The organism is Mucilaginibacter lappiensis (genome assembly GCF_900155965.1).
GTDB lineage: Bacteria > Bacteroidota > Bacteroidia > Sphingobacteriales > Sphingobacteriaceae > Mucilaginibacter > Mucilaginibacter lappiensis.
Genome location: NZ_FTMG01000001.1, coordinates 408027 through 420562, shown reverse-complemented (window position 1 = coordinate 420562; position 12536 = coordinate 408027). Strand labels below are relative to the sequence as shown.

12 protein-coding genes are annotated in these 12536 nt (G+C 44.5%); 7 read left to right on the top strand and 5 right to left on the bottom strand.

The features are described 5' to 3' along the window. Nucleotides 1–258: 258 nt before the first annotated feature. Entirely contained in the window at nt 259–1263 is a 1005-nt protein-coding gene (locus BW976_RS01775) for a glycoside hydrolase family 130 protein (protein WP_317042912.1), read from the top strand. Nucleotides 1264–1309: 46 nt separating this feature from the next. Here BW976_RS01775 and BW976_RS28965 read toward each other — a convergent pair whose 3' ends face one another. From BW976_RS28965 to BW976_RS01760, 4 genes are read right to left on the bottom strand one after another with little or no spacing between them, the layout of a single operon-like run. After that, nucleotides 1310–1468, bottom strand: coding sequence for a lmo0937 family membrane protein (locus BW976_RS28965; protein ID WP_139332164.1), 159 nt, complete (start codon nt 1466–1468; stop codon nt 1310–1312). A 22-nt stretch (nt 1469–1490) separates the two neighbouring features. Then, a complete protein-coding gene (locus BW976_RS29770; RefSeq protein ID WP_245834598.1) occupies nt 1491–2654 on the bottom strand; it encodes a DUF892 family protein in 1164 nt (387 codons plus the stop codon). A 34-nt stretch (nt 2655–2688) separates the two neighbouring features. Beyond that, complete coding sequence (locus tag BW976_RS28960; RefSeq protein WP_139332163.1) at nt 2689–2886, bottom strand: hypothetical protein; 198 nt, start codon at nt 2884–2886, stop codon at nt 2689–2691. Next, nucleotides 2856–3797 carry a manganese catalase family protein gene (locus BW976_RS01760; protein WP_076369779.1) on the bottom strand — a complete coding sequence of 314 codons (942 nt, stop codon included), beginning with the start codon at nt 3795–3797 and terminating at the stop codon, nt 2856–2858. The genes BW976_RS28960 and BW976_RS01760 overlap by 31 nt, the downstream gene beginning before the upstream one ends. A gap of 198 nt (nt 3798–3995) precedes the next feature. Between BW976_RS01760 and BW976_RS01755 the strand changes: the two genes are divergently transcribed. The 5 genes from BW976_RS01755 (at nt 3996) to BW976_RS01735 (ending at nt 10421) form a co-directional block, all read left to right on the top strand. Then, nucleotides 3996–6206: a hypothetical protein gene (locus tag BW976_RS01755; RefSeq protein WP_076369777.1), complete on the top strand. Its 2211-nt coding sequence runs from the start codon at nt 3996–3998 to the stop codon at nt 6204–6206. Between the two features lie 4 nt (nt 6207–6210). After that, nucleotides 6211–6669 (top strand): low affinity iron permease family protein, encoded by a 459-nt coding sequence (locus tag BW976_RS01750; protein ID WP_076369775.1) that lies wholly within the window; start codon nt 6211–6213, stop codon nt 6667–6669. Then, nucleotides 6611–7879: a DUF2252 domain-containing protein gene (locus BW976_RS01745; protein WP_084192011.1), complete on the top strand. Its 1269-nt coding sequence runs from the start codon at nt 6611–6613 to the stop codon at nt 7877–7879. The genes BW976_RS01750 and BW976_RS01745 overlap by 59 nt, the downstream gene beginning before the upstream one ends. Before the next feature lie 266 nt (nt 7880–8145). Then, nucleotides 8146–8937 carry an alpha/beta fold hydrolase gene (locus tag BW976_RS01740; RefSeq protein WP_076369771.1) on the top strand — a complete coding sequence of 264 codons (792 nt, stop codon included), beginning with the start codon at nt 8146–8148 and terminating at the stop codon, nt 8935–8937. Nucleotides 8938–8954: 17 nt separating this feature from the next. Continuing rightward, nucleotides 8955–10421: a sensor histidine kinase gene (locus BW976_RS01735; RefSeq protein ID WP_076369769.1), complete on the top strand. Its 1467-nt coding sequence runs from the start codon at nt 8955–8957 to the stop codon at nt 10419–10421. Between the two features lie 159 nt (nt 10422–10580). Here BW976_RS01735 and BW976_RS01730 read toward each other — a convergent pair whose 3' ends face one another. Then, entirely contained in the window at nt 10581–10898 is a 318-nt protein-coding gene (locus tag BW976_RS01730) for a hypothetical protein (protein ID WP_139332162.1), read from the bottom strand. 540 nt (nt 10899–11438) lie between these two features. Between BW976_RS01730 and BW976_RS01725 the strand changes: the two genes are divergently transcribed. Then, complete coding sequence (locus BW976_RS01725) at nt 11439–12509, top strand: DUF932 domain-containing protein (protein ID WP_076369765.1); 1071 nt, start codon at nt 11439–11441, stop codon at nt 12507–12509. Nucleotides 12510–12536 lie beyond the last annotated feature (27 nt).

Genomic DNA, 12536 nt, shown 5'->3' with positions numbered 1-12536 from the left:
GAATAAAACCTATACTAAGTCACAAAACATCAATTGAAACCTCCGGGATAGATATTTTTCATAAAAATCACGATTCGGATTTCGATTCAGCTGCCTCAATTTGATCTTTTAAACGCAGCAATTTGAGGGTTATTCCATGTTTTTTACAAACGGCATTTGTTACACATCGTTTTGCTTATCATTAAAACAGCAGCCTGATTTTACTGTTGAAAGAAGATGAAAGACATCGCCCAACGCTTCCCGAAAAACCCGTTATTATTGCCAAAAGATCTGAAGCCAAGCGGAGATGGTCTGCAAGTCATCAGCTTGCTTAACCCTGGAGTGTTCCGTTTTAAAGGTAAGACCTGGCTGTTGGTACGGGTGGCTGAAGGTGTATCTCAAAAGGAAGGCGTGCTCTTTTTTCCTGCCCTGAATGCGACGGGTAATATAGAGATCATTGAAGTGCCGTTAAACGACCCGGACATGATCGCAACCGATGCGCGGGTGATCAATTACAAAGGACTTGATTATCTGACCACGATATCCCACCTGCGCCTATTAGCAAGTGATGACGGGTTGCATTTTTCAGAACAGGAGGGGTATCTACCGCTATTCGGAAAAGGCTATCTGGAACGCTTCGGTATAGAAGATTGCCGGGTAAGCCAAATAGACGACACTTATTACATGACCTATACCGCCGTATCTGACAGTGGTGTCGGCGTAGGTCTGAAAATAACCAAAGATTGGCAGCATTTTCAATCCGGCGGGATGATCCTGCCGCCTCACAATAAAGATTGCGCGATATTTGAAGAAAAGATTAAAGGTAAATATTATTGCCTGCATCGCCCAAGCAGTAAAGAGATCGGCGGCAATTATATCTGGCTTGCCGAATCTTCCGACGGACGGCAATGGGGCAACCACCAATGTTTGATCAAAACCAGGTCGGGATCATGGGACAATGCCCGTGTTGGCGCAGGTGCCGCGCCAATCCGGACAACACAGGGCTGGCTGGAGATCTATCATGGCGCAAATACAGAGCAGCAGTACTGTCTCGGCGCCTTTCTGATGGATATTAATGATCCATCAAAAGTGATATCACGGACAATCGAACCGATCATGGTGCCGACTGAAGCTTATGAATTAAGCGGTTTTTTTGGATATGTAGTATTTACCAACGGGCACGTGGTGGATGGAGATCGTCTGACCATTTATTATGGCGCAGCGGATGAGTTTGTTTGCGGAGCGCATTTTTCCATCAACGTTATTCTGAGTATGCTCCAATAAATTATTAAAAAAGCCCGGTTTGCCATGCAAGCCGGGCTTTTTATGATTATACTGTCGGCGCATCTTTTCTGAGAAGACCCAATATAAAGGCAATCACGGCGATCACCAATAAAACATGTATCAGGCTGCCTGCTGCGTATGCAAAAGTACCAATAGCCCATCCTATGATCAGGATAACTGCTATGATATACAAAATTGATCTCATGGTTTCATGTTTTTATAGATGATTAGTCCTTACCTTGTTCTATACTGGCATCGTAATTAGCGTGACTTTCGGCAATCTCCGTTAATTTAGCGTCGGCTGCTTTTTCTTCGTCCAGCGTCAGCACAAACAGTTCGGCAACTTCATAGTAACCCAATGTTTTGGCTAAGGCGATCATGCCGCCATAAGAGGCGATCTCGTAGTGCTCCGCTTTTTGCCCGGCAAAGATCAAACCTACGTCACGTTGCGCTGTACCTTCCTCAGTCGCGCTGATAATATCATCACCTTCATCAACGATCCCGGCCATGGCCTCACATTTACGACTCTCTAATTCCAAACCCAGGATGCCGAAAACTTGTTCCAACCGTGCCACATGACCTTCCGTTTCTGTCAGGTGCTCTTCAAAAGCATTCTTTAATTCATTTGAAGTAGCCGCTTCCGCTAAATCCGGCAAGGTGTCCACCAGTTCACGTTCAGCCCAAAGCAGGTCTTTAAGTTCGTTGATAAAGAATTTCGACAATTTAGAATTACCTGAACTCGCATCCTGACTTTCTTCCCAGTCGTTCTCCTGTTCCAGGCTTTCCGGCTCGGGAACGTAAGCTCTCGGGGCTTGATACTCACCGGCCGCCCCTTCGTAGGATGGTTGTTCTGTAAACTGCTCTTGTTGTTCCTGGTGAACCGATTCTCCGGATGTTACATGATTTTCATCGCTTTCCGGTGTTTCGGCTGCTGATTTCGCCTGGTCACGCAAAGACTTGATCAAATCATGACCTTCCCTGATTCCCTGTTGCTGTATTTGTATGACCTGGGTCAACTCAGGAGTTAATTCACTCTCCGGGGCAAGTGCGTCACGGTAGGCCGCTTTTGCTGCATCTTCCCCACGCTCGCATTCATTAAGGATAGCAAGCAGATCATGGCCTGTAAATGTGGCTTTGATATCGATCCAGGCACGGTGCAGGTCGCCGGAAGTACTAGTGCCCTCGGCAACTTCCCCGCCGTATCGCCTGGCAATATCTGTGAGTTCGCCAACATATTGCCTGCTTTCATCGGCAAATTTACTAAAGACAGTAATCAGTCCGTTGTTGGCGTTTTCTAGGTCGGTGCCTGCTTTTTGAAAACCGGCTACGCGGTCATTGTTGATCTTGATCAGATCATTGATCACATACAGGGATTTTTCTGAAATTTCCATAGGTATTTTATTTTTAATTAGTTTTTACTTGTTTTTATCCAGCACTGCTGTCATCCTCTACCTTGTCAGCAGGAAACGTAGTGCTCGAACCATTATCCAGCTTGATCACTACCTTATCCCCAATGAGTTCGACCACCTCTCCCGATCCTTCGGGCGTTTTGACGCGTTGGCCTTTCGGCAAAAAATACTGTCCATCGCCTATTAAACCTGGGCGGCTTCGTAGCTGCTCCATTTTTCAACACCCTTTGGCTCTGCGTTTTTCACTTCGGCGCTTTTAATAGCGCTCATCTCTTTATCGAGTTTTTCCGCTGCTTTCAGGTCTTTGGTGTAGTCCTCGGGTAATTTGGTCTGACCCTCCGTTTCCTGTACATAATCAAGCGGATTCTTTACATAAATAAAATCTTTACCCATTCCTTTTATTTCGCCTTCATTCCAGGGCCCACGAACGGTGCCTTCAGAAAAATTATAGGCTTGTTGCAGATATCTCGGATCAGCAGCCAGCACAGCAGGCGGAAAATTCGGTTGAATACTGTCCAGTGCTGCTTCAAACATCTTATAATGAGTTATTTCGCGGGTCATCAGGAAAGACAATGTTTCATGGATATAGGGATCGTCTGTAAATTTCATCAGGTGCTCATAGACTAATTTGGCCCTTGACTCGGAAGCCAGGTTGCTGCGCAGGTCGACTGTTAGGTCGCCATTGGAGTGAATATAGGACGCACACCATGGAATACCCTGGCTGTTTCGCGGGGTTACACCGCCGCCGGTGATCATAACGAACTGCGGATTTGCTGTCAGCGCCTCGTGGATGATGCTTTCTTTAGCTGCTTTTCCATTCATTACCTGCATGATCTCCGAATTGTCGGCGGCATCTTTCAGTTCTCCGTTTACGCCTTTCAACAGCATCTGTATAGTAGCACCAACGATCTCAAGGTGACTGAACTCCTCCGTCGCGATATCCATTAGCATATCGTATTTATCGGGGTAGGGCACCTTGGCGCCAAATGCCTGAGTAAAGTACTGCATAGCCGCGGCCAGCTCTCCGTTTTCGCCGCCGAATTGCTCCAATAACAGGTTGGCAAAGCGCGGATCAGGGCGGGATACCCTTGCATTGAATTGTAAAGATTTGACGTGGTGAAACATAATAATAGCTTTTAATGGTGAATTACTATACCTGCAATTTTAAGTCCAAAATTATGGTTTGAATTAAATATTTATTTTATTAGGATAATTAAAACAATTTATATTTGCGGCGAGTTTATGTACTTACATTTTTTTATTGGCGCTTTTTTTAGCAGCGTTCGAGTAATTATTGATTGTTAACCGATTGAATTTTTTACCATGAATGCACTATCACCCTGGCTTTTGACTGTTAATGCCCAACTGAACAGTCCTGATCTGACCGCCATTTACGAAAAGGATGTGGCTGGTTATCATTTTAAAGTTTATTTGATCGGCGATTCCTGCTGGCTCGTTGCGTCCTGGCCAAAACGTAACCGAATTGCTTTCCGGATGGCTTATTCGCCCAACGACAAACTGCAGCTCAAGAAGATCGCGGAAAAAGACAAAAAAGTCACTTTCCATATTTCGTCATTGATCGGCGAATATCAATCAGGCCTTCAATTGCCTGTCGGGAATAGCCTGGTGTTTCGGTTAAAAGCTACACTTAAAACTTCGGCTCCGCTGCTGTTCCCTTTTTGGCCAAGGGATATCATACCGCTGGGGGCTGCCGGCAGCGATCTGTTAGCCGAAGGCGATATCAGAGTTAGTCAGGTGGGCAACCGTTCCGGGCTGCTTTACTTTAACCTGAGCCGGCCAAAGGCAGGCTCGGTTTTGTATTTGCAAAACCTGACAGCACTGGCGGACTACAATCAACAGACAGAAACTTCTGCTGGAAATACCGTAGGCGGTGAATGGCCGGAGATCGGTTTTGCCCTACCGCCAACGTTAAAGAACAAAGCTCTGGAGGCTAATAAAATCTATACGTTAGGCGATGCTTATATCGCGCTATCAGAAGAGGTACCGGTCGATGAACCGGCCATGGTCAGGCAGTATTTAGATTTGCTGGCAGCTATTTATCTACAATTGCCCAAGCCGGCAACCACCTATAAACACTGGCCGGATACCCTGCAAAAAGGTTTAAAGGATCTGACCGAAAGTCCGGGTTGCTGGAACCAGGTGGATGGAAATCATTATTTGAATGCTTATGTCTGTGATTATGCAACGCCGCCGGAGATCATGGTACAATTAGCGGTGCTGTTGCCTCTGCTCGATTATGTGGAATGGAACGATTCTCAGTTAGCGATCATGAAAAAGATCAAGGATGGCCTGCCCGCCTTTTATGATCAGAAACTCAGAACCATTATGCGCTGGCACCCGAAAGTGGCGGACACCATGGATGGTGAGGAGGAACATAAAAAGCCCCTGGTTATGGATTCCTGGTACCTGAACCACCCACTGCTTAATCTGTCCAGACTGGCACTTAAAGGCGATGAGGTCGCAAAAAAACTGTTCGTCGATTCTTTGGGCTATGCTATTAAGGTGGCCCACCATTTTAATTATACCTGGCCGGTGTTTTATAAAATGGATACGCTGGAAGTGATCAAAGCGGAAACTCAACCTGGCAAAGGTGGTGAAAAAGATGTCGCGGGACTATATGCGCATGTCATGTTACAAGCCTGGGAACTGACCAGCCAAAAACGCTACCTGGCAGAAGCTGAAAAAGCCGCGTTAAAACTGAGGGGCCTGGGATTTGAATTGTTTTACCAGGCCAATAATACTGCGTTCTCAGCCGGAGCATTATTACGGCTCTATAAAGTGACCAAAAAGGTAGTATATAAAGAATTGAGCTATTTGTGTTTGGCGAACCTGTTCAAAAATGTCCAGCTCTGGGACTGCAACTATGGATACGGACGAAATTTCCCGTCGTTCTTTGCGCTTTTCCCACTAAATGATGCACCTTATACGGCAGTTTACGAAGAACAGGAAGTTTTCTGCGCTTTTCATGATTATTTGAAACACGCCGAAGGGCAGGATATCCTGCCGGCTGTACGGCTTTTACTGGCCGAGTATATCCGGTTCGTTGTAGAGCGGGCCGTGTATTATTACCCACCGATGTTGCCTAAGGAAATGCTGTCGGAGGAAGTGAAGACGGGAGAAGTGGACGCTAGCCTGTGGATTGCATTGGAGGATATGCATGACGGCTGGGAAAAATCCGGTGAGGTTGGCCAGGAAGTTTATGGTGCAGGCAATGCTTTTGGTATCCTGCCGCGCCATTATATGCAGGTGGAGGATCAGTCGTTTATGATCTACACGGATTATCCAACCTATGGATTTTCACCGAAGAAACACAGGCCGGCAAGGTTTAAACTAGCAGGTGACGGCAGATTGACCAGTCGTGTGATGCTGGTCAAAACCAAAAAAGGTAAAATGCCGGAATTTTCCGTTACGCTTCAGGATAGCAAAGAAACGATCAAAGGAAAGAAAACCAAGGAGGGACACCTTGAGTTCACCGTTGCCGGTGATAGCGAAATTCATATCAACTGGAAATGATATTATGAAAAAAAAAATTAACTTATTTGAGCGATTTTCCAATTGGTCTACAACCGCTGCCGGCAGTTCAGCTGCTTTTATCAGCGCCGCGGCGGCTGTACTTATTTGGGCGGTCAGCGGACCTTTGTTCCATTATTCCGAGACCTGGCAGCTGGTGATCAATACGGGTACGACCATCATTACGTTTTTGATGGTTTTCCTGATCCAGAAATCACAAAATAAGGATTCTAAGGCCATACACCTGAAATTGAACGAATTACTGGCCTCGCATGAGGGTACCAGTAACCGTATCGTGGATATCGAGAGTCTGACTGAAAAGGAATTGGATGAGCTGCGACGGTTTTATATTCGCCTATCGGCTTTGGCAGAAAAAGAGCATGATATCACCCGTACACATTCCATAGATGCTGCCGAAGAAAACCAAAGGCGGAAGTCCGGCAGCCGAAACTCCAAATCCCGATAACATGGATCTAATTGAACTATTTGAACGCCTGATCGCGTTTAATGCTGGCTTACTGCCAGATATGCTGGAACTGAAATATGAAGGCATGGCTGAGAGTGCCTTCCGGTTCTTTCGGGGTACCTGTCATTTATTCTATGAAGACCTGGCACACGCTACACCTTTGCCCTTATCGCCGCTGGCCTGGATCTGCGGGGATTTACATATTGAGAATTTTGGCAGTTACCGGGGAGACAATAAACTGGTTTATTTTGATCTGAACGATTTTGATGAAGCGTTACTGGCACCTGCCTCTTATGAACTGGTGCGTATGGTCACCAGTATTTTCATCGCATTCGACCAAGTGAAGATCGGACCAAGAAAGGCCAGGAGGATGGCAGAGCTCTACCTGAGGTCTTATTCCGCCACGCTGGAACTGGGCAAGGCCAAAAGTATAGAACCCCGAACCGCGCGTGGCATTGTTTGCGATTTTTTAAAGAAGGCCGAAAAAAGTACCTATAAGGACCTTCTTCGAAAACGGACGATCAATGATCGTAAAAAGCGTATTTTTTCCCTGGAAGATGAACGCCATTTCAAACTCGATAAAAAATTACAGGCAGAATTGGCGGCGCATATTCAGGAATGGATATCAACAAGTAGTGACGGACCCTATAATTATAAAGTTAAAAGCGTTGTCTTTCGACTGGCGGGTACTGGCAGTATTGGACTCAAGCGTTACCTCTTCCTGTTGAAGAGCACGAACACCAGGCAGCATTACCTGATGCTCGATATGAAGCAGTGTCGCGCGGCATCGCCGTTGCCGCATGTTGCGGTGCAGCAATTGCAATGGGAGAGTGACGCTGAACGGGTGACCAGCATCCAGCGCCGGATGCAGAACGTGTCGGCAGCGCTGCTGAGTACAACCAGTTTCCGTGGAGAAAGCTTTCTGATCCAGGAATTACAACCGGTTAAGGACACGATTAAATTCAAGCTATTGAAGGACGACTATCGGGGAATGTATCAGGTTATTGACGATATGGGTGTTTTAACCGCCTCCTCTCAGTTGCGCAGTGGGGGGCTGCAGGGCTCATCTAATATAGATGACCTGATCGCCTTTGGCCGTTCGACCGAGTGGCAGGCACCCCTGCTGGAATATGCACTCGCTTATGCCGAACAAGTTAAACGATATTATAAGCGATATGTTAAAGAATATAAAGATGGAAAACTGGCTTGAACAAAAGAATGTCACCGTGATGATCGAATTGGCCAAAGGCAATAATAAAAAATTTGATTACGACCTAGACATGCAGCTATCTGGTTTATCTTTAACTGGAAGATCGACTATATAATAAAAAAAGCTATTTAGTCTTTTTCTGACGTTTAAATTAAATTATATACGTCTTTAAAATGTAAGATTGTTGAATTGAAGTGGCCAACGTAAACAATTAATTCATTCAGTCGTTTTTATTGTCACCTAAAAAGATGTGGGATTATCGATATATGGAATCTATTTTAAAGAGAAATAATGTACAGATCATAGGTAAAGGAGATCAGGTTATATTATTCGCGCATGGATTTGGTTGCGACCAGCAATCCTGGAAATATATTGTTGATTCTTTTACCGATGATTACCAAGTAGTGCTTTTTGACTATGTAGGTTCGGGAAAATCAGACCTGAGCCAATATGATTCATTCAAATATGGTAACCTTAACGGCTATGCCCAGGATGTGCTGGATATTTGCGAAGCATTGCAATTAAAGGATTCTATTTTTGTAGGGCATTCCGTCAGCAGTATGATCGGTATACTTGCCGCGATAAAACAGCCTGCTTATTTTCAAAAGCTGGTATTTATAGGTCCATCGCCCCGTTATTTAAATGACGAGGATTATACAGGAGGATTTGAGCGTGCTGATCTGGAAAATTTATTTGAATTCATGGATAGCAATTACCTGGGATGGTCGAGTGCATTGGCTCCCGCTATCATGGGTAACCCTGATCGTCCGGAGCTGGGGGAATTCCTGACGGACAGCTTTTGTTCTAACGATCCGGTTATTGCCAGGGAGTTTGCAAGGGTCACCTTCTTTTCGGATAACAGGGCTGATCTGGATAAACTCCGTATAAAAAGTCTTACCTTACAATGCTCTGAAGATATTATCGCGCCGCTTGAGGTAGGAAATTATGTAAACAAGCATACTGCTGATAATTCATTATTCATTATGAGGGCTACCGGCCATTGTCCGCATATCAGTGAACCTGAAGAAACGATTAGAGCCATAAAGGCATTTATATAATAGAATTTAGATAAACCGTGTCAGTTCAAGTAGATAAGGATCTTTTAGATGGATTAATTGATAGTGAAATCTTATATCAGGAGGCTCCCTGCGGCTATGTGTCCTTATTGCCGGATGGAACGATCATCAAGCTCAATAATACCCTGCTGACTTGGCTCAGCTACACATCTAAATCGTTATTGTATAAAAAGAAGTTTACGGACTTATTGTCAAAAGGCGGTAAGATCCATTTCGAGATGTTCTTTAAACCGATGATCGGTGTTAAGGGGCACGTAAAAGAACTGAGCTATGAAATTTTAAAAAAAGACGGATCAATCTTGCCTGTTTTGTTAAGCGCTAAGGCCATGAAAGATGTGTCTGGCACCGTGCTCGCCATTAATATAGCTGTATATGATATAACAGATCGCAAGTCTTACGAGGCGGAACTGCTGAAAGCTAAAAAGATAGCAGAAGAAGAAAAAAGAACTTTTCAGTTTTTAGCCGATCTTATTCCTGAAATGATATGGACAGCTACTGCCAATGGTAATATCGACTATGTCAATCAACGCTTTATTCAATATTTTAATCTACCTGAAAAGGGCTTTAAACCGTCGTCGGTGCTTTCAAGGATATTTACGGAAGACCGTAAAAAATTCATTGAAGCCTGGAGGAAAAGTATCAGGATTGGTAGTGATCTGCATATTGAAATAAGGCTGGATAATTACTTGGGTAATTCCGAATGGCATTTGATTAAAGCTGTTCGTTATGTCAACGAAGATGGTGTTATAACCAAATGGTTTGGCTCTTGTATCAGCACCGAAGAACATGTGTTAGCGTTAAAGGCGAAAGATGATTTCATCAGCATAGCCAGTCATGAACTAAAAACGCCCATTACCAGTTTGAAAGGAACTTTGCAGTTGATGGAAAAAATGAAAAGCAGTCACCCCGATCCTATGATGCACAAACTGGTCGACCGGGCAAACAGAAATGTAAATAAAACAATTTCACTGATCGATGATCTGCTAAACGTTGGCCGTATTAATGAGGGTCAATTGTATTTAAATAAAAAAAGATCGATCATTTTTGAGGTGATCAACGATTGTTGTAATCATATTAAAAACGAAACAGATTTTGATATCCTAGTTAAAGGTGATCCATCCATTGAGGCAGACGTAGATGAAGGCCGTATTGAGCAAGTGATTATTAATCTTATAAACAATGCCATCAAATACGCTCCTGAAAGTGTAATAATTGAGGTTAGCTATGAAAAAACCGGACAGGAAATTAAAGTTTCTGTTACTGATCAGGGGCCTGGAATACCTCTGGAAAAACTCCCTCATCTGTTTGAACGTTATTACCAGGTGGAAAGCAATAATGGCGGGAAAACGGGATTGGGACTCGGCCTTTATATTTGTGCTGAGATCATTAAAAAGCACAATGGCGAGATGGGCGTTGAAAGTGAACCGGGAAAAGGCAGTACTTTTTGGTTTACATTGCCTGCTTAAATATAAGCAAAATAGATGCCAGCCAGGTTCCGGATTTTATGTCTTAGTTCAATCGTAGTCTGAAAAGTATTTATTTTTCCTGCGCAATCAATTATACGTCGTCAATAAACAAACAGGAGAGGTAGTGGCCGGGAACGATTATTTTTATTCGATTAAAGCCTATATGTCCAAAGAACAGGTTATTAGTTTAAAACTCATTCGGATATATTCATCTTCAATAAGGTGATCAAAAGTATGGACTGCATAGTCCAGGTAAGAGGCTCGTTTTATTTCAATAGTACCACGCCCCTTAAGGGCGTCTTCATCCGGCGACGCATAAAGCCTGATCAAACAGCCTCTCCTTACCTGGTTCAGTAATTTTAACGAACGAATATCGCCGCTCTTCATCGGGCGTAAATGCTGACCCGCGCTGTCATCAATAGTCTGCATAATATCCCCCGTTTCGTTTGTGCCGGAATAAAATATGATCTGTCCCATAAGGAAGGTTTTATCGTGATTGCTTAAGTTACCGGTGACGATCATAAAAATAGCAAACAATAAGCAATTCTCCGACGAACACAACGGTTAGTTCAATTCCCCGGAAGATACCGTATAGGGTCCGAACAAGCCCGTACCTGCAATTTTCATATTTCTCCCGCCTGGCCGTTGCCTGCGGCCCGGGCTATTCATTGCAATCTTTTTCAAAGGATTTCCATTGTTATCCCTAACGGGATCGCCTCCGGCTCCAATGGCATTATTTTTTTAATCGTCTATTTTTAGGCGAAACGGGTAAAAAGCGCAGCCAATGTCCTGCCGGATGTCGTTGTTGGGTTGGCAAAAAGACTACGGCATAATGGAAAAGCTCGTCCCTCGCTTTTCCAGCCTCCGGCACTTATTCCGTTTCCTTTTCGCTAATGATCCGGCACTCGTAATTGCTTTCTTTTTTCCCTTTTTCTTTTAAAAATAATCAATCAGGGCAATCAGGAAAGGAAAACGAAACAAAATCAGGAATCATTTAAAATTAAAAAAATCAACATCATGGGACACAATTTAAATTACAACGCAGCAAGCAATGAGTACAGCTTTTTTAGCGTGAACGAAAGGGCATGGCATGGTTTAGGTAAAAACGTAGAACAGTATCCCACAAGCGCAGAGGCCATCAAATATGCGGGACTGGACTATACCGTCGAAAAACGGTCTTTGTTTACGTATGATACCGAAAACCATCTGGGCGACCCCGATGCTGATATACTCATACCCGAAATAGAAGTGCCGAATTACTTTGCGACCGTCCGTAGTGATACCGAACAGGTGTTGGGAGTAGTAGGCAAGGATTACGAAATTGTACAGAACGTCAATGCTTTCGAGTTTTTTGATGCGATTGTAGGCGGGGGAGATGGGATGCTATACGAAACCGCAGGGGCTTTGGGAAAGGGTGAGCGCATTTTTATCACCGCCAAATTGCCGGGCTATATCCGGGTAGGTAACGACGATTTTATTGAGAAATACCTTTTCCTGACTACTTCGCACGATGGTTTTGGCAGCATCACCGCTGCTTTTACACCTGTCAGGATCGTTTGTAATAACACCCTTAACGCTGCCATGCGCAACCACACCGGGGCGATTAAGATACGCCACACCGCTTCTGCCAACGACCGTCTTAAAGAGGCATATAAGCTCATGGGAATGAGCAACACTTTGGCCGATGAACTACAGGACGTTTTTAATCATTGGTCAAAGGTGCGCATCACCGAAAAGGAACTAAAGAAACTGATACAGGTCGCTATGGTTCCGAATAAGGAGGTGCTTAGTAACCTGATGACAGGTAAGGAGGATGAACTTTCCAGTACCTACACCAACATGGTAGATAGGGTTTATGAATATGCCATGAGCAGCCCAACCCAGCAAATGGAAACCACCGCAGGGACGTTGTTTGGCGCATACAATTCCGTTACGGGCTACTTTCAGAACATCCGGAATTACAAAGACGAAGAGGCCAAATTCAAATCAATCATCGAGGGGACAGGCAAGCAACGGGCGCAGGTCGCCTTTGACCTCTGCCGGGACTTCGGACAACACCTCAACACCAACTTTTTAAACTTTAATTAACCTGTTACCGGGGGAGCGATCCCCCGC